The sequence below is a fragment of the Bacillus sp. CH_70 genome (assembly GCF_038007045.1).
Taxonomy (GTDB): domain Bacteria; phylum Bacillota; class Bacilli; order Bacillales; family Bacillaceae_G; genus Bacillus_A; species Bacillus_A cereus.
In genome coordinates, this window is the sequence record NZ_JBBOWL010000001.1 from 2,220,680 (window position 1) to 2,238,967 (window position 18,288).

The following is an 18,288-nucleotide window of genomic DNA, read 5'->3' on the forward strand; positions in this document are numbered from 1 at the left end:
AGTAAAGAATGCCTAACAGTCAAAAAATTCGTCATTCGTTATCATCTGCGCAGTCTGGTATGTGGTTTGCGCAACAATTAGATCCGCTTAATCCGATATATAATACTGGGGAATATGTAGAAATAAATGGAAATATTCATCAAGACATTTTTGAATTAGCTGTACGTAAAGTTGTAATGGAAGCAGAGGCACTTCACGTTCGCTTCGAAGAGGATGAAATTGGCCCATGGCAAGTTGTTGAAGAATCACAGTTTCATATGCATTTTATTGACGTTCGGAAAGAAGAAAACCCTGAAGAAGCTGCTAAAGTATGGATGAAAAATGATTTATCTATACCAGTCAATTTGAAAAAAGATATATTATTTACTGAAGCACTTATTCAAGTTGAAAATAATCGTTTCTTTTGGTATCAGCGCATCCATCACATTGTGATGGATGGCTATGGATTTTCACTTCTTAGCCAAAAGGTAGCGAATGAGTATACATCACTTATAGAAGAAACAAACAAGAGTGAAAAGCCATTTGGTTCTCTTGCAAAAGTCGTGCAAGAAGATATTGAGTATCGTGAGTCTAAACAATTTCAGGAAAATCGTACTTTTTGGTTAGAAAAGTTTGCGGATGCCCCAGAAGTTGTAAGTTTGGCAGAACGAGCACCGAGAACATCAAATGGATTTTCACGAGAAACAGCTTATTTATCTAGTTCTAGCACGAAAACTTTACTAGAAGATATCAATATTTCGTTAACAAGTTGGCCGGAATTCATTGTCGCTGTAACAAGTATTTATATGCATAAATTAACAGGTGAAAATGATATTGTTTTAGGTTTACCGATGATGGGACGTCTAGGTTCTGTATCTATTCATACACCAAGTATGGTAATGAATTTAGTTCCACTTCGTATTACAGTAACTCCAAATATAACTCTTGCGGAATTATTGCAGCAAGTTTCTAAAGAAATTCGAGATGTACGTCACCATCATAAATACCGTCATGAGGAATTAAGAAGAGACTTAAAGTTACTAGGTGAAAATCAAAGGTTGTTTGGACCGTTAGTGAATGTTATGCCTTTTGATTACGGGCTTAATTTTGCTGGAAATCGTGGTATTACACATAACTTATCAGCAGGACCTGTAGATGATTTATCGATAAATGTATATAAACGTTTTGATCAAAATGAGCTAATGATTCATTTTGATGCGAATCCCGAAGTATATAATGGCGCAGAGCTAGCATTGCATAAAGAAAGATTTATGAATCTATTTGAATTAGTAATAAATAATTATGAGAAAAACGAGTCGATTGGAAAAATAAACATTACTCTGCCTGAAGAAAATCATAAAGTTTTATTGGAATGGAATGAAACGAAGGAAGATGATGAGTTAATTAGTCTACCTATATCATTTGAAAAACAAGTGCAAAAAAATCCAAATAAACTAGCGATTACTTGTGACGGTGTAAACCTTACGTATAAAGAGCTAAATGAACGAGCGAATGAACTAGCACATTATTTAGTAGAAGAAGGAATACGACCAAATCAGTTTGTAGCTTTAGTATTCCCTAGATCAATAGAAATGGTAGTTAGTATGCTAGCAGTCGTAAAGGCTGGTGCAGCGTATTTACCAATAGATCCAGAATACCCAGCAGAAAGAGTTAATTATATAGTAAATGATGCAAAACCAGTTTGTATCATAACACATTCATCTGTTTCATCTAAGTTAGTTATAGAAAATGATATGAAAAAAATTGTATTAGATGATGAAGAAACGAAACTAGCGTTACATACATATTCTCGTATGAATATAGCATGTAAGAATGATGTATCACTTTTAAACCCAGCCTATACAATATATACTTCAGGCTCAACAGGAAACCCAAAAGGTGTAATTGTTCCTATGAGAGGTTTAAGTAACTTTTTAATGGCTATGCAGCAAAAGTTTTCATTAAATGAAAATGATCATTTATTAGCAGTTACAACGTTTGCGTTTGATATTTCTGCTCTAGAAATTTATTTACCTCTTATTAGTGGTGCAAGTTTAACAATTGCGCAAAAAGAAGACATACAAGAGCCATCAGCATTAACGACACTTTTACAAGAAGAAAGAGTGACAATTATGCAGGCTACACCGACGCTTTGGCAGGCGTTAGTAACTGATTATCCAGAGAAGCTACAAGGGCTAAATATACTTGTTGGTGGTGAAGCTCTCCCAGCGCATTTAGCAAATAAATTAAAAGAATTAGGTTGTTCAATAACTAATTTATATGGACCAACTGAAACGACGATTTGGTCTACTTTCATGAACATTGATGAAGGTGAAAAGGGTATACCACCTATTGGAAAGCCAATTTGCAATACAGAAGTGTATGTATTGGATGCAGGGCTACAACCAGTTCCACCTGGAATTATTGGTGAATTATATATTGCAGGGGAAGGACTTGCAAGCGGATATTTAGGAAAACCTGAGTTAACAGCTGAACGGTTTGTTGCAAATCCTTATGGAGAATCAGGGAAGCGCATGTACCGTACAGGAGATCTTGTGAAATGGCGTAGTGATGGTGCGTTAGAGTACATTAGTCGCGCAGATCATCAAATTAAAATTCGTGGATTCCGAATTGAATTAGCTGAAATTGAAACGGTATTACAACGACATGAAAATATTCAACAAGCGGTAGTAATGGTACGAGAAGATCGTCCAAATGATAAACGCATCATTGCGTATATCGTTGCAGAAGAAAAGGAACCGATTAATCTTTCAGAAATTCGTTCTTATGTTTCAGAAAGTTTAGCGAATTATATGATACCATCGGCATTTGTTGTGCTAGAAGAATTACCATTAACGCCAAATGGTAAGGTTGACAGAAAGAAATTACCTGCTCCTGATTTTAATGGGATGAACAATGAGAGGGTTGCTAGAAATCCGAAAGAAGAAATATTATGTGATTTATTTGCAGAAGTACTTGGTGTTTCTCGAATTAGCATTGATGATAATTTCTTTGAAATGGGTGGACATTCACTTCTCGCATCTCGTTTAATGGCAAGAATTCGTGAAACGTTAAGTGTGGAATTAGGAATTGGGAAACTATTTGAATCACCAACTGTTGCCGAACTGGCGAAACAATTAAACCATGCAAAAAGTGCAAGACCAGCTATTCAGAAAGCAAGTAGGCCAAATGAAATTCCACTTTCATTTGCACAGCGCAGGTTATGGTTCTTAAATTGTTTAGAAGGTCCAAGTCCTACTTATAATATTCCGCTAGTCATTCGTATGAATGGAATATTGAATCGGGAAGCATTACAAGGTGCTTTTTATGATGTAGTTGAGAAACATGAAACACTTAGAACAATTTTCCCTAACGTATTAGGTAGTTCCTATCAGAAAATTTTAGATATGGAAAACTTAAATCTAGAAATGGTAATAACTAATACATGTAAAGATGAATTAGAAAGTGTACTTTCAAAGGCGGTAAGATATAGTTTTAACCTCGATATTGAGCCGGCAGTTCGTTTGCAACTTTTTACAGTGAGTGAAACCGAACATGTATTATTAATTCTATTGCATCATATTGTAGGTGATGGCTGGTCATTACAGCCGTTAACGAGAGATTTTACAGCGGCGTATAAAGCACGATGTCAAGGTGACAGAGTTCAGCTGGAGACACTACCCGTTCAATACGCAGATTATGCACTTTGGCAACAGCAATTGCTAGGTGATGAAACGACACCAGAGAGTCTTATTTCAACACAATTAGATTTTTGGAAAGAAGAACTTAAAGGTTTACCAGACCAAATGGAGTTACCTACAGATTTCCAGCGTCCAATTGAGACGAGTTACCGCGGGGAAACAATTCATTTTCATATAGATGAAGGTATGCATAGTAGGTTAGTAGAGCTTGCACGTAAAAATGGAGTTAGTTTGTTTATGGTATTGCAAGCAGGGCTTAGTGCACTATTTACAAGATTAGGTGCAGGAACTGATATACCAATTGGAAGTCCGATTGCTGGAAGAAATGATGATGTACTTTCAGATATTATTGGTTTATTTGTAAATACATTAGTGTTACGTACAAATACGTCAGGAGATCCAAGTTTTAAAGAATTATTAAATAGAGTGAAGCAGGTAAATCTTGCAGCTTATGAAAATCAAGATGTTCCATTTGAAAGACTTGTTGAAGTGTTAAATCCAGTACGTACTCGAAACAGCCACCCGTTGTTTCAAGTTATGTTAGCTTTTCAAAATACACCAGAAGCAACGTTTCATGCACCAGATTTAGAAGCGAGCCTTGAAATTCAAAGCGTTGGTTCTGCAAAATTTGATTTAACATTTGAAATTAGTGAGAGTAACGGGGTTGATGGTACTCCGAACGGTTTACATGGATTACTAGAGTTTAGTACCGATTTATATAAACGTGAAACGGTTCAAAAACTAATAGAACGATTCATTTTGTTATTAGATGATGCAGCTACAAATCCGGATCAATCAATTGGCAGATTAGAAATATTAACTGTAGCAGAGAAAAATACAGTGTTAGAAAAGTGGAATGGTGGTTTTCAAATTGCACCAGAAATGACATTGCCACAATTGTTTGAAAAGCAGGCTCATATAAATCCAAATTCTATAGCTGTTGTCTTTGAAGATAAGAAATTAACTTATGAAGAGTTAAATAGAAAAGCAAATAAAATAGCTCGATTCCTAATAGCAAAAGGGGTTGGTCCTGATCAACTCGTTGCTTTAGCGATGCCAAGATCATTAAACATGGTTGTAAGCTTATTAGCTGTTCTTAAAGCTGGCGCTGGATACCTTCCGTTAGATCCAGATTACCCAGCAGACCGCATTTCATTTATGCTACACGATGCGAAACCATCATGTGTTTTAACGAATTCAGAAGTGGAAATTGAATGTGATGAGGCACTAAAAGTTTTAGTTGATGATGTGAAAGTAATAGCAGAAGTTGAGAAATATAGTGAAGAAAATATTGATGAAGTGGAACGAATTAAGCCATTATCTCCATCACATATTGCTTACGTTATTTATACGTCAGGCTCAACGGGTAGACCGAAAGGTGTTATGATACCTCATCAAAATGTAGTAAGACTTTTAGGAGCAACTGATCATTGGTTCCAGTTTGACGGAAACGATGTTTGGACGATGTTCCATTCATACGCTTTTGATTTCTCGGTTTGGGAAATTTGGGGACCTTTATTATACGGAGGGCGTTTAGTTGTAGTGCCACATACTGTAAGTCGCTCACCGAAAGAATTTTTACAGCTTCTTGTTAAAGAAAAGGTTACGGTTTTAAACCAAACTCCATCAGCGTTCTATCAATTGATGCAAGCAGATCGTGAAAATGAAGAGATTGGCCAAAAATTATCTTTACGATATGTTGTTTTTGGAGGAGAAGCACTTGAGCTAAGTCGCTTAGAAGATTGGTATAGTCGGCATCCTCATAACGCACCAAAGCTTATTAATATGTACGGTATTACGGAGACGACAGTGCATGTTAGTTATATTGAATTAGATGAAACTATCGTCTCTTTACGAGCAAATAGTTTAATTGGGTGCAGTATACCTGACCTTAAAGTATATGTGTTAGACAACTATTTACAACCAGTGCCACCTGGAGTAGTTGGAGAAATGTATGTTGCAGGTGCAGGGCTTGCGCGTGGATATTTAGGAAGAGCAGGATTAACGGCTGAACGCTTTATCGCAGATCCATTTGGAAAGCCAGGTACAAGAATGTATCGTACAGGAGACTTAGCTCGCTGGCGTAAAGATGGGACGCTAGATTATATAGGACGTGCAGATCATCAAATAAAAATTCGTGGATTTCGAATTGAATTAGGAGAAATAGAAGCAGTCATAATGAAGCACCCTAAAGTTGAGCAAGTAGCCGTTATTGTACGGGAAGATCAACCAGGGGATAAACGGTTAGTTTCTTATATCGTTGCATCAAATAATGAAGCGATTGATACGAATGAAATGCGTCAGTTTGCTAGTGGTAGTTTACCAGATTATATGGTTCCATACGCTTTTGTAGTAGTAAATGAGTTACCTTTAACTCCAAACGGTAAGTTAGATAGAAAGGCATTGCCAGCTCCAGAATTTATCGCATCATCTTCTAGTCGTGGTCCAAGAACACCGCAAGAAGAAATGTTATGTGACTTGTTTACAGAAGTGCTAAGTGTACCTCAAATTGGAATTGATGACGGATTCTTTGATCTTGGTGGCCATTCACTCCTTGCAGTACAGCTTATGAGCCGCATTAAAGAGGCGCTTGGAGTGGAACTAAACATTGGTACTTTATTTGCAGCACCGACTGTTGCAGGGTTAGCTGAAAGACTTGAGATGGGGAATGGTCAAAGTGCACTTGATGTGTTGCTTCCATTACGAGCAAGCGGGGATCAATTACCACTATTTTGTGTACATCCAGCAGGTGGATTAAGTTGGTGCTATGCAGGACTTATGAAATCTTTAGGGACAGATTATCCAATCTATGGTGTACAAGCACGTGGTATCGCTAAAAATGAAGAACTTCCAAAAAGTTTAGAGGAGATGGCGGCGGATTACTTGAAACACGTTCGTGAAGTACAGCCTCATGGACCATATCGTTTATTAGGTTGGTCGCTTGGAGGAAATGTTGTGCATGCAATGGCGGCGCAATTACAAAATGAAGGGGAAGAAGTAGAATTACTCGTTATGCTTGATTCTTATCCTGGACACTTCTTGCCGAATACGGAAGCGCCTACTGAAGAGGAAGCGTTAATCGCATTACTCGCTTTAGGCGGATATGACCCAGATAACATGGATGGTAAACCACTTACAATGGAAAGTGCAGTTGAAATCCTTCGTAAAGATGGAAGTGCATTAGCAAGTCTTGAAGAAGAGACTATATTGAACTTGAAAGAAACATATGTAAATTCAGTAGGGTTGTTAGGGAAATATGTACCGAAAGTTTATAACGGAGACATATTATTCTTTAGATCTACTGTTATACCAGACTGGTTTGATCCTATTTCTCCAAATACGTGGCTAAATTATTTAAATGGGCAAATTGTGCAGCATGATATTGACTGTAGACATAAAGATTTATGTCAGCCAGGTCCACTTACGGAAATTGGACAAGTATTAGCGAAATATTTGCAGAATAAGAAAGGGGTAAGTAGAGTATGACGAATCCATTTGAAAATGATAATTACACATATAAAGTATTAATAAATGAGGAGGGCCAGTATTCTCTCTGGCCTGCTTTTCTCGATGTACCTATTGGCTGGAGTGTCGTATATGAAGAAGCTAGTAGGCAGAGTTGCTTAGAATATGTTGAATATAACTGGAAAGATTTGAATCCAAAAAGTAATCAAGTTCGTGAAAAAACATTAGCAGGAAAACGATAATGAAAGCAAAACTAAATCCAAAAGTAGTCGTAAGTATCGTTTATATAACTGCGATGTTTATGGCTGCGATGGATGCAACGATTGTAAATGTAGCACTACAAACGATAAGTAAAGAACTACAAGTACCTCCATCTGCAATGGGGACGGTTAATGTTGGATATTTAGTTAGTTTAGCTGTTTTCCTTCCGATTTCTGGTTGGTTAGGAGATCGATTTGGTACGAAAAGAGTGTTTTTAATTGCTCTTTTCGTATTTACAATTGCCTCTGCTTTATGCGGAATGGCTAACGATATTACTTCATTGAATATTTTCCGTATTATTCAAGGTGCTGGTGGAGGGCTTTTAACACCGGTTGGAATGGCAATGTTATTTCGAACATTTTCACCAGAGGAAAGACCGAAGATTTCTCGGTTCATTATACTTCCAATTGCTGTAGCACCAGCAATTGGTCCTATCATCGGTGGTTTCTTTGTAGATCAAATGTCTTGGCGTTGGGCATTTTATATTAATCTACCGTTTGGAATCGTTGCATTGCTCTTTGGACTTCTATTTTTAGCAGAGCATGTTGAAAAATCAGCTGGTCGCTTTGATTCTCTCGGCTTTATTTTATCAGCACCAGGATTTGCGATGCTCATATATGCACTCAGCCAGGGACCATCAAAAGGGTGGATTTCTCCAGAAATTATGAGTACTGGGATAGCTGGGGTTGTATTCATTACATTGTTTATAATCGTAGAACTGAAAGTAAAGCAACCAATGTTAGATTTACGCTTATTAAAAGAACCAGTCTTTAGAAAGATGAGCCTTATATCATTATTTTCATCAGCTGGTTTACTAGGAATGTTATTTGTTTTTCCACTTATGTATCAAAATGTGATAGGAGTTTCCGCGCTAGAATCAGGACTTACGACATTTCCGGAGGCGATTGGATTAATGATTTCTTCACAAATTGTGCCATGGTCATATAAGAAATTAGGAGCTCGAAAGGTAATTTCTATAGGATTAATTTGTACGGCGATTATCTTTGTTTTATTAAGTTTTGTAAATCACGATACGAATCCGTGGCAAATTCGGGCATTATTGTTTGGTATCGGTATTTTCTTAGGTCAATCTGTCGGTGCGGTTCAATTTTCTGCCTTTAACAATATCACGCCGCCTTCCATGGGGAGAGCGACTACTATATTCAATGTGCAAAATCGATTAGGTTCAGCGATAGGAGTAGCTGTTTTAGCTAGTATACTAGCTGGTTTTGGAAGTAATAACGTTCAATCCGATTTTTTACCATATCAAGCAGCATTAATTGGATCAGCAATATTTTTGCTCATAGCACTACTATTTTCTTTACGTATTTCCGATAAAGAGGTAATGTCAAATAAGAAAGAAAAAACATTATCTGTATCAAAAAAAGAGAAAGCACTCGTCAATGAATAACAATATACGTATGCTTTTTTATGAAAATTGATATTCGTTGAATAAAGGAGAGTTTACATGATAGAAAGTAAAGTTGCAGATTCTGTTCCAACTTTGAATGAGAATGATTGTCAAATATGGTGGGCAAGAATTTCAGATTTACAATCATGGCATTACAATTTACTAAATGATATAGAGCGAGAGAAAGCAAATTCGTATCATCATTCGGCAGATCGAGCTCGTTTTATAATAGGTTGCGTAATTAGTAGATTAGTTCTCGGCAAGATACTTTCTATGTCACCAGTCCAAGTACCAATTGATCGAATGTGCTCCGTATGTAAATTGCAACATGGTAGACCACAATTACCAGAAGGTATGCCGCAATTATCTGTTTCGCATTCAGGTGAGTGGGTTGTCGTTGCATTTACAAAATCTGCACCTGTTGGCATAGATGTAGAACAAATGAATCCAAATGTAGATGTTATGAAAATGGCAGAAGGTGTATTAACAGACATTGAAATAGCGCAAGTTATGAAACTACCAAATGAACAGAAAATAGAAGGTTTTTTAACATATTGGACTCGAAAAGAAGCGGTGCTGAAAGCGACAGGTGAAGGACTAATGATTCCGCCAGTACATATTACAGTATCAGCTCCAAATGATCCTCCAAACTTGTTGGTTTTTAAGGATAGACAAGAGTTAGCAAGTAATACAATGATGGAAGATGTAAGGCCTAGTTTAGATTATAGGGCCTCTGTTGCAATATTCAGTAAGGAAGTGACTGAAATTACGCAATTAGACGCGGCAGCACTTTTAAATCTTAAATAAAAAAATTATAGAAGAGGTGTTCCTCATGTTAGTAGCGGAAAATAGAAAGAATGAATTCACTTATAACGTACAAGCAATTAAAAATATTTTATTTTCTGGAGATACATCATCCATTCATGCTTTAGAAAAGCTTTTAAATGATACAGTTCAGTTTGATGTTCTTGAACAAGAGGTACTTGGTAGACAGAACATTCCGAAAGAAGCAAAGAATTTCTTTGATAAAGATGGAACATTTCTTTACCGTGTATCTAATGTTAGTTATAAAGGAAAGGTGTTATCTGAAAATCTAATTTTTGCAGACACTTCGTTTTTACCGGACGCAATAAAGAGTGAATTAGAGAGTGGAAATATTCCTGTTGAAAAGCTTATAGAAAAGATGGAAGTAAGAAGAAACGTATTATATGAAGGATATCAGCCATCTGGAAATATTATTGAATTGTTTGATGGATGTTCTGTTACAGCGAATGTGTATCCAACTAGAAAGTATCAAATTGTAAGTAACTGCAAATGTGTATTTTATATTTGTGAAGTGTATCATGCAGAGAATATAAAGCAATTGCTTAAATAAAAACGAGAAACCAGCCTATAAAATGGCTGGTTTCTTGTTTATTTAACAGCTTCTTTTAATTCTTTACCTGCTTTAAATGCAGGAACTTTACCAGCTGCGATTTGAATTTCTTCGCCAGTTTGCGGATTACGTCCTGTACGAGCAGATCTTTCGCGCACTTCAAAAGTTCCAAATCCGATTAATTGAACTTTATCGCCAGATTGTAATGCATTAGCAATTGTGTCAAATACGGATTGTACAGCTGCAGAAGCGTCCTTTTGAGAAATATCAGCTGATTGTGCTACGTTTTTAATTAATTCTGTTTTGTTCATGTTTTCACCTCATAAAAAAATTTTTGGAATGAATGTTTTAGTATAATAGATAGTAAAGATAAAGCTATCACTATGATTAGAAAGAATACTATATAATTATGTTAATTTCGTTGCAAGAGACTGAATCCCTTCTATTATTTAGGGATTAATTAAGAATCGATGCATATAAAAAGCTTTAATATGAGGATGAGGGGGAGTATATGAATGATTTTTCGTGAAAAAAATGAGAAGGAAAGTATATTAATTCGTCAACATGATCATGGTTTTTTAGCTGGAGAGATTGCAAAACATATAAAAGAACACTTTTTTGAAAGTAAAACATATTTAAAAGAAACAGTTGATGCAATATATGAACATGACAGAGGATGGATAGAGCTTGATAAAGTACCAATTTTAAATGGTGCTAAAAATATTCCATATACATTTATGGATTGTCCAAGCCCATTACGTTTTGTTTTTTATACGATTGGTTTGAATGAAATTGAAAATTATAATCCATACGGGGCATTGCTTTGCAGTAAACATTTTTTATCATTTCCACTAAACGAGGAAGATGAAGAGATGATGTCATTTTATAAACATGAATTAGAACGACAAAAAAGAATTTTGAAAACGTTAACAAAGGAACAGTTTGCGATGTTTGATAAACATTATAGATTATTAAAGTTTTGTGATGAACTTTCTTTATACGTATGTATGAATAAGCCTGGTGTAAAAAAGAAAGATGAAATTGATTTATTTAAAGATGGTTTTGAAGGAACAGAAATGTTTAATAGTAAGGATGAGAAACTTATTCAAGCTGAATGGGTGGACGAGGAAACAATTCGGATTACACCATTTCCATTTCAAACGGAATTTCATACGTATGTAAAATATAAAACGATAAATAAACATGAAATGAAAGAAAAAGGGATTGCAAAGGTTGATAGAGAATCGGAAACGAAGAAACAAATTATACGTTTCATACAATAGGGAGGTAATATAAATTGAAAGATTATATATTAAAGCAGTTTGATTACCATGCTTGGGCTAATACTAGATTATTCGATCGATTAAAAGAGTTATCAAACTATGAGACAATTTTTAATGAACAGATACAGAGTGTATTCCCATCCATTAAGGATACTTTTGTGCATATTTATATTACAGATCAAGTGTGGTTACACATATTGCATGGTAAAAGTATGAATGAAGCAATACAAGACCGAGAAGATTTACGAAAACAAATTGAAACTAAATCGTTACATGAATTAGAAAAAATGTTTGAAAACATGGCAAATCAATATAAAGACTTTTTAATTACAATACAAGATGTGAATGCTGTATTTGTTATTGAGAATCCATATGTAGGGAAATTAGAAACTTCGATTTTAGAATTAGTGCAACATGTCGTAAATCATGGTACATATCATAGAGGAAATATAACAGCGATGATCCGTCAACTTGGTCATTCGTCGACAATGCTGGATTTTGTACTGTATTTACATATGGTTAAAAAGCAGGAAGAGTAATATAGTTTGTAAGAAGGAGAGGCTTTAATTATAGAAGTCTCTCCTTCTATTTTATTCCGCATTCATGGTAGATCGACTGATTAAAGTTTTCTTAAGAAGCTTTATTTTCTTGTAATTGCTTAGCGTATTGTACAGCCTTATATGCATTGACTCTACCGTTTTTCCAGTACGTACCTGTACCACTAATTTTATCAGAAGTTGACTCAATAATTTGGCGAATTTGTGTATTACTATATCCTTGATTTGCTAAAAGAGCAGCGACTCCTGCAACATGAGGTGTTGCCATAGATGTACCACTTAATGATTGATACGTGCTTCCTTTATATGTTGAATATATATTTGAACCTGGTGCTGCAACATCTACCCAGCTACCATAAGTAGAGAATGAAGATTTTCTATCTGATTGATCTGTAGAAGCAACTGCAATTACTTCGCTGTAATAAGCAGGGTAATTAGCTTTTGTATTTCCAGCATTTCCAGCAGCTGCAACTATAACAGAGCCTTTATTCCATGCATATTGAACGGCTTGTTGTAATGCAGTACCACCATTTGGAGCTCCTAAACTTAAACTAATTACTTTTGCACCCGAATCAGCAGCTTCTCGAATACCTTGCGCTACAGCATCCAGAGTACCACTTCCTTGATTATCTAATACGCGGACAGCATAAATTGAAGTTTGTGGGGCAACACCAGCAATTCCGACACTGTTATTCGTAAGTGCTCCAGTAATTCCAGCGCAATGTGTACCATGACCATTACCATCATCAGATGTGTTGTCGTTATCAACATAATCATGCCCGTAAATTACTTTCGAAGCCAAATCAGGATGTGAACCTTGAACTCCTGTATCAATAATAGCTACTTTTACAACAGGATCACTTCGTTGGCTATCCCAAGCTTGTGGAGCTTGAATCTTTTGTAATCCATATTGATTTTTAAAATATGGGTCGTTTGGAGTCCAAAAGGCGTGAACGTAATAATTCGGTTCTGCATATTCCACATCTGGATTATTTTGATAACTCTTTATTTTTTCTTTTACAGTACCTTTTGAAAATTGTACGACTTCAAAACCTAACTTATCATCTTTAGATAAGACATTAGCTCCGACAGATTTATGAAAAGATTGCACATTACTTAAAGATGCATTTTGCTTGAACTTAACGATTAATTGGTTAGGAACGTAATCAGTAGATGATGTTTCAGCGCTTGAAGTATTTGTGTTAAAGAAGAAACCACCAATAATAAATGATAAAACAGATAGGAAAACAATGATTTTGTTTTTCAAAAGATTTTTCCTCCCTTTTCTTGGATGAGTTTTTCAGCGACACTTTAATGTCGCATTCCTTTTCAACTATATAGTTAGACCATACGATTTATGACATTTATGTGAAAAACTTTTGGAGGAATAAAAAGGAGTAAACATTGATATAAATATATTTTTAATGATAGTAATTAAGTAAAAGAGGGGATGAAAAAAGGAATGCTCATCATGTATGAGTCATTCCTTTTTTCATAGATTAACTTGCCTGTTTTTTATTATTTTCTTTCAATTTCTCTGCTTGTAAAAAGCGATTCGTTTCAGCAACAACAATACTACTTAATCCAATTAGACCAATTAAGTTTGGAATGGCCATAAGTCCATTTGCAATATCAGCAAATGTCCATACGATTCCTAGCTTTAAATTAGCACCAATTGCAATCATGAAAATAAAGATTGCTTTATAATATTTAACAGCACTTTCTCCGAATAAATAAGCTACACATTTTTCTCCATAATACGACCAGCCTAAAATAGTAGAGTAGGCAAATAAAATAATTGCGATACCGAGAATCATACTACCAGCAGTACCAAATACAGATTGGAATGCAAGTGTTGTAGCTTCAACACCAGTTTTACCAGATTTCCAAGCACCTGTAGTAATTAATACTAGTCCTGTAATTGTACATACAATAAACGTATCTAGAAAAGTACCAGTCATTGAAACTAAAGCTTGCTTTGCAGGTGAATCAGTTTTTGCCGCCGCCGCCGCAATTGGTGCACTCCCTAAACCAGCTTCATTCGCAAATACACCACGCGCCATTCCGATTTGAATAGCTGATGCAACTGTTGCCCCAATAAAACCACCAGCAGCTGCTGTACCATTAAATGCACCAGAAAAAATAAGTGAAAATGCTTCAGGAATTTGGTCGTAGTGATAGAAAATAATTATAAGACCAGCAATTATATAAAAGAAAGCTTTAATAGGAACGACATATCCCGTCACTTTCCCGATTTTTTTTACACCGCCTAAAATAACAATTGCGATTAAAAATGCCATTAGTATACCAGTTAAAGCAGGAGGGAAAGAGAAATTAATTCGCATTGCCTCTGCAACTGAATTAGATTGCACCATATTACCAATACCGAAAGAAGCAGTTGTACCGAATATAGCGAATAATACTGCTAGCCATTTCTTACCCAAACCACGTTCTAAATAATACATTGGCCCACCTGAATATTCACCATTTTCATTACTAACACGGTATTTCACTGCAAGTATTGCTTCAGCATACTTTGTTGCCATACCGAACAATGCGGTAATCCACATCCAAAATATTGCACCAGGTCCACCTATAGTAACAGCTGTTGCAACACCGGCGATATTTCCCATACCAATCGTTGCGGCCATAGCTGTCATAAGTGCTTGGAAGTGACTAATATCTCCAGAAGAAGAGGTATCTTCTGATTTTTTAAACGCTAGTTTGTGAGCGTATAATAGTTTACTAAACTGTAAACCTTTTAAACGCACTGTGAGAATGACACCAGTTCCAACGAGTAGCAACAAAGTTGGTAATCCCCACACGTATTGATTTAGTTGTTCTAATACTTTACTTACTGTCTCCATCTTTATTCTCCTTTTTTAGAAAAAATAAAAACCACTTCAAGTAAATGAAATGGTCTCTGGAGAAACAAGGGATAGAAAAATAAACCGATACAATCGGCTTTTTCTTTCGCTTGTCTCTGTCCTTTTACCTGAGAGATTATCCGCTAAAGTAGCGGATTTGCTCCTTCGGTGCTCGTTTTCCTCCGCGCTCTATAAAAGCGAGAGGGAGTCTCTCCAGAGATTCGTCCCCATGCAGTTCTACTTGTAACCAAGACCTGAGAGTTTCAAAGTTGGTATAACAACTTTTTGCCCCGTCGGTAGATCAATAGACCTTCTCCTGAATGGTTCATCCGAATTATAAAATTTACAAACACATTGATTGTAAATCAATAAAAACATTATAGACATACAAATTGTGAATTGCAATCATTTTTTATTTTAAAATAGTAAATAGTTTTATTTTTTTGTAAGTCCTAATTTATCTTCAACTTCATTTAAAGTAGATAAAGCGATGACAATATGTTGATCCGCAAGTCCTAAAGCTTGTTTTGTTTTTTCAATAGTTTCATTGGTTGGAATAGAGTTATTTGTTCCGTCTATAATCAAATTTGCTGCATTTTTCATGAAATTTGATGCGGATTTAAACTGAGTTGTGAATTGAAGGAGTTGTTTTTGTATATCTATATCTGTGATGTTTTCTTCAATTTTAAGTGTGTCTATTTCGTTCATAATTGTTTCGTACTGCTTGGAAACGGCATTCATTGTAACTAATAGTTTATTTCGATCTACTGAATCTCCATTCGTGTTAATCTCTTCCCAGGCAGGCAACCAATCTTTTTCAATGATTTCATTATAATTAGTAGTCAATTCATTAATTTTAGGTTGTAATTTCGTTTTGAAAGTTTTTGTATCCGCTGTTTCTACAGGTGCTTTTTCGTTGTTATTTTTAACATTAGTAGCGTAGAAAATTGTACCGAAAATGATGAAAATAGAAATAATAACTGTCCATTTAGTAAAAAGTAATTTCTGCAATATGTAACGCCTCCAAAATTTAAAAACTTATAATTATAATATATAACAATTATGTTGTTTGAAGTAGAGAAAATAGGTTAGAAATGATTTAAATTATATCTTTTCTATACATAAATAATTAAAGTTAGTAAAATGATGAAAGTTATATGTGAGAAAAGAGGGTTTTTAGTGAAAATGAATAGAAGAAAACTAGTTTCAAATATTTCAATGGCTATGTTATTAGTTGGTGTAATTGCATTCATATTTATGAATAGAGAATCTAAAATCAAAGATTTTCCAGTACCAATGTCAGCAATCCATATTAACGATGATAAGGAAGAGGACTATCAATATATAAGTGTAATGCCAATTACAAAGGCGAGTGGATGGGAGAACTTAGGGGAAAACGGGCATACTGTTAGTTTTAAAAAAGGGGAGCGGAAGGTAGCAGTAGTACATTATCCAGGAGACATTACGTATTATTTATTTGAAAAATAATTGATGATAAAAGAGATAGGGAGTAGATGATAATGTAAGATTGTTTACTTTCTATTTTTTTTGGATTTTAATTCTGAATTGTTTGAATTAAAATTATTATGCGTATAGAATAAAATAGTATTTCTTATGGAAATGAGTTGATAGTTTGCCAAGTATAAAAAATAGGATGTTTTATTGAATGATATAGATAATCAGTAATATATAATTATGTTATGTAAACTGTAAGTGGAATAAGAAAGCGAAGCAAGAGATTTGAATTTTTATATTCTAGATGTCTTTTTACAAGCTAAGTATTTCGGTAATCAATTTACAGCATTTACGGAGGGGCATCAAACTTCGAGTAAGTAAATGGATCGAATCATAAGGGGGAATTAAAAATGTTACTAAAAACAATCTACTGTAAGGTGGAAGAAGAGAAAAAGGAATTGTTTTCAAATGCGCAAGAAAAATGGCGTGATATACAGCACCTAGATGGTTTTCATGGACAATTTGGTGGATGGAATGAAGATGAGGCATGTGTATTTACTTTATGGGAAGATAGAAGTGTATATCAATCATTTATGAATGGTGCTCACGATACAATTTATTTAAATAGTAATCAAGAGGATACGTTTCTTTCATGTGAAATTGAATTATTTCAAACGTTGTATGATATAACTGATATGCATTTGAAAGACGTTGTAATAGAGGGAGCATTCGTAAGAGTTGCTATATGTGATGTAAAGTTGGAAAAGGAAAAGCATTTTTTACATAAGCAAGAAACAATTTGGAATAAAGGAATGGAAAAAGCAAAAGGAATGCTAGGTGGAGTAGTTGGGAAGTCTTTGAAAAATGAAAATCGTTACATAGTGTTAACGTATTGGAAAGATGAAATAGCGCACCAACATTATGTGGAAGAGATTTTCCCAGATTTATATAAATTAGCTAATATTCATGAAGATATAGAAAAGATACAAGGAAAACAAGCTGTATGTAAGGAAGAATGGCTTGTATATTAAACGATGAAAAAGTGCATAAATGAATGTATAATAAAGATATTTTCTTATAAACAAGTAATTAATAGAAGACGTTATATACCCTTTCATGTTAATATATTTAAGTTATAATAGGAGGCTTACCCTTTTGTATTGTACGGTAGAAGCAGTGTGAGCTTGAAATTTTTTTAGAAAAGGATGTGCCTAATTTGCGTATCAATAAATTTATTAGTGAAGCTGGAAAAGCGTCTCGACGTGGAGCGGATAAACTAATTAATGAGAGAAGAGTAATTATTAACGGTAAGGTTGCAAAAATTGGTGACCAAGTGAACCCAGGTGATGATGTACGAGTAAATGGAGAGCAGCTTCGAATTGCTCGAGATCACGTATATATCGCTTTAAATAAACCAGTAGGTATTACATGTACGAGTGAAAAAGCTGTAAAAGGTAATATTATTGATTTAGTGAACCATCCTTTACGAATTAGTCACATTGGACGTCTTGATAAAGACTCAGACGGTTTAATTTTATTAACGAATGATGGTGATATTGTTAATGAGATTTTACGTGCTGAAAACAAACATGAGAAAGAATATATCGTTTCAGTAGATAAGCCAATTACACCTGATTTCTTAGAGAAAATGGCAGCGGGTGTTAAAATTTTAGGAACAAAAACGCTTCCTTGTGAGGTTACACAGTTATCAAAATATGAGTTCCAAATTATTTTAACACAAGGGCTAAATCGTCAAATTCGCCGTATGTGTGAAGCTTTAGGTTATCAAGTATATACACGTTAAAACGTACGAGAATTATGAATATCGAATTGAATAATTTACCAGTTGGGCAGTGGAGAGATTTAACGAAGAAAGAGAAAAGACGTCTATTTGCAGACTTAAATTACGAACCACAAGATTGGTAAAATTGTGA

Annotated in this window: 13 protein-coding genes, 1 pseudogene and 1 riboswitch; of the genes and pseudogenes, 10 read left to right on the forward strand and 4 right to left on the reverse strand. The window is 34.9% G+C overall.

Annotated elements, in window-relative coordinates; translation table 11 throughout:
• The first annotated feature begins 8 nt into the window (after positions 1–8).
• From N2V79_RS11425 to N2V79_RS11445, 5 genes are read left to right on the forward strand one after another with little or no spacing between them, the layout of a single operon-like run.
• Positions 9–7,166 (forward strand): amino acid adenylation domain-containing protein, encoded by a 7,158-nt coding sequence (locus tag N2V79_RS11425; RefSeq protein WP_340719861.1) that lies wholly within the window; start codon positions 9–11, stop codon positions 7,164–7,166.
• The gene (locus tag N2V79_RS11430) at positions 7,163–7,387 is read left to right on the forward strand and encodes an MbtH family protein (protein WP_000184060.1); all 225 of its coding nucleotides are present in this window, start codon (positions 7,163–7,165) and stop codon (positions 7,385–7,387) included. The genes N2V79_RS11425 and N2V79_RS11430 overlap by 4 nt, the downstream gene beginning before the upstream one ends.
• Positions 7,387–8,817, forward strand: a complete 1,431-nt coding sequence (locus N2V79_RS11435; RefSeq protein ID WP_098852851.1) for an MDR family MFS transporter — start codon at positions 7,387–7,389, stop codon at positions 8,815–8,817. Before N2V79_RS11430 ends, N2V79_RS11435 begins: the two co-directional genes overlap by 1 nt.
• 57 nt (positions 8,818–8,874) lie before the next feature.
• A complete protein-coding gene (sfp, locus tag N2V79_RS11440; protein WP_098852852.1) occupies positions 8,875–9,624 on the forward strand; it encodes a 4'-phosphopantetheinyl transferase Sfp in 750 nt (249 codons plus the stop codon).
• A gap of 25 nt (positions 9,625–9,649) precedes the next feature.
• A complete protein-coding gene (locus N2V79_RS11445; protein WP_088023359.1) occupies positions 9,650–10,192 on the forward strand; it encodes a cold-shock protein in 543 nt (180 codons plus the stop codon).
• 38 nt (positions 10,193–10,230) lie between these two features.
• On the opposite strand, the gene N2V79_RS11450 is transcribed toward N2V79_RS11445, so the two are convergent.
• Positions 10,231–10,503, reverse strand: coding sequence for an HU family DNA-binding protein (locus N2V79_RS11450; protein WP_001043905.1), 273 nt, complete (start codon positions 10,501–10,503; stop codon positions 10,231–10,233).
• 204 nt (positions 10,504–10,707) lie between these two features.
• On the opposite strand from N2V79_RS11450, the gene N2V79_RS11455 reads away from it, so the two are divergent.
• Together N2V79_RS11455 and N2V79_RS11460 are read left to right on the forward strand one after the other, a co-directional pair.
• Complete coding sequence (locus N2V79_RS11455; protein WP_340719862.1) at positions 10,708–11,475, forward strand: DUF3891 family protein; 768 nt, start codon at positions 10,708–10,710, stop codon at positions 11,473–11,475.
• Between the two features lie 14 nt (positions 11,476–11,489).
• On the forward strand, positions 11,490–12,014 hold the full coding sequence (locus N2V79_RS11460; RefSeq protein WP_340719863.1) for a DinB family protein: 525 nt from the start codon (positions 11,490–11,492) through the stop codon (positions 12,012–12,014).
• Positions 12,015–12,105: 91 nt separating this feature from the next.
• On the opposite strand, the gene N2V79_RS11465 is transcribed toward N2V79_RS11460, so the two are convergent.
• The 3 genes from N2V79_RS11465 to N2V79_RS11475 form a co-directional block, all read right to left on the reverse strand.
• On the reverse strand, positions 12,106–13,299 hold the full coding sequence (locus N2V79_RS11465) for a S8 family peptidase (protein ID WP_340719864.1): 1,194 nt from the start codon (positions 13,297–13,299) through the stop codon (positions 12,106–12,108).
• Positions 13,300–13,531: 232 nt separating this feature from the next.
• Positions 13,532–14,899 carry an alanine/glycine:cation symporter family protein gene (locus N2V79_RS11470; protein ID WP_071730145.1) on the reverse strand — a complete coding sequence of 456 codons (1,368 nt, stop codon included), beginning with the start codon at positions 14,897–14,899 and terminating at the stop codon, positions 13,532–13,534.
• A 106-nt stretch (positions 14,900–15,005) separates the two neighbouring features.
• Positions 15,006–15,126, reverse strand: a riboswitch (glycine riboswitch).
• A gap of 208 nt (positions 15,127–15,334) precedes the next feature.
• The gene (locus N2V79_RS11475) at positions 15,335–15,910 is read right to left on the reverse strand and encodes a hypothetical protein (RefSeq protein ID WP_098852856.1); all 576 of its coding nucleotides are present in this window, start codon (positions 15,908–15,910) and stop codon (positions 15,335–15,337) included.
• A 132-nt stretch (positions 15,911–16,042) separates the two neighbouring features.
• Here N2V79_RS11475 and N2V79_RS11480 point away from each other — a divergent pair, with 132 nt between their 5' ends.
• The 3 genes and pseudogenes from N2V79_RS11480 (at position 16,043) to rluF (ending at position 18,280) form a co-directional block, all read left to right on the forward strand.
• Positions 16,043–16,387: a hypothetical protein gene (locus N2V79_RS11480; RefSeq protein ID WP_142245128.1), complete on the forward strand. Its 345-nt coding sequence runs from the start codon at positions 16,043–16,045 to the stop codon at positions 16,385–16,387.
• Between the two features lie 377 nt (positions 16,388–16,764).
• On the forward strand, positions 16,765–17,385 hold the full coding sequence (locus tag N2V79_RS11485; RefSeq protein ID WP_000925163.1) for a YdbC family protein: 621 nt from the start codon (positions 16,765–16,767) through the stop codon (positions 17,383–17,385).
• 185 nt (positions 17,386–17,570) lie between these two features.
• A pseudogene (gene rluF, locus N2V79_RS11490) lies at positions 17,571–18,280 on the forward strand (23S rRNA pseudouridine(2604) synthase RluF).
• Positions 18,281–18,288: the final 8 nt, after the last annotated feature.

Bases quoted from the DNA above. Each gene is read 5' to 3' on its own strand.
- N2V79_RS11435 (WP_098852851.1), top strand. From the start codon at position 7,387: ATGAAAGCAAAACTAAATCCAAAAGTAGTCGTAAGTATCGTTTATATA.
- N2V79_RS11430 (WP_000184060.1), top strand. From the start codon at position 7,163: ATGACGAATCCATTTGAAAATGATAATTACACATATAAAGTATTAATA.
- N2V79_RS11455 (WP_340719862.1), top strand. From the start codon at position 10,708: ATGATTTTTCGTGAAAAAAATGAGAAGGAAAGTATATTAATTCGTCAA.
- N2V79_RS11480 (WP_142245128.1), top strand. From the start codon at position 16,043: ATGATGAAAGTTATATGTGAGAAAAGAGGGTTTTTAGTGAAAATGAAT.
- N2V79_RS11450 (WP_001043905.1), bottom strand. From the start codon at position 10,503: ATGAACAAAACAGAATTAATTAAAAACGTAGCACAATCAGCTGATATT.
- sfp (WP_098852852.1), top strand. From the start codon at position 8,875: ATGATAGAAAGTAAAGTTGCAGATTCTGTTCCAACTTTGAATGAGAAT.
- N2V79_RS11485 (WP_000925163.1), top strand. From the start codon at position 16,765: ATGTTACTAAAAACAATCTACTGTAAGGTGGAAGAAGAGAAAAAGGAA.
- N2V79_RS11445 (WP_088023359.1), top strand. From the start codon at position 9,650: ATGTTAGTAGCGGAAAATAGAAAGAATGAATTCACTTATAACGTACAA.
- N2V79_RS11425 (WP_340719861.1), top strand. From the start codon at position 9: ATGCCTAACAGTCAAAAAATTCGTCATTCGTTATCATCTGCGCAGTCT.
- N2V79_RS11470 (WP_071730145.1), bottom strand. From the start codon at position 14,899: ATGGAGACAGTAAGTAAAGTATTAGAACAACTAAATCAATACGTGTGG.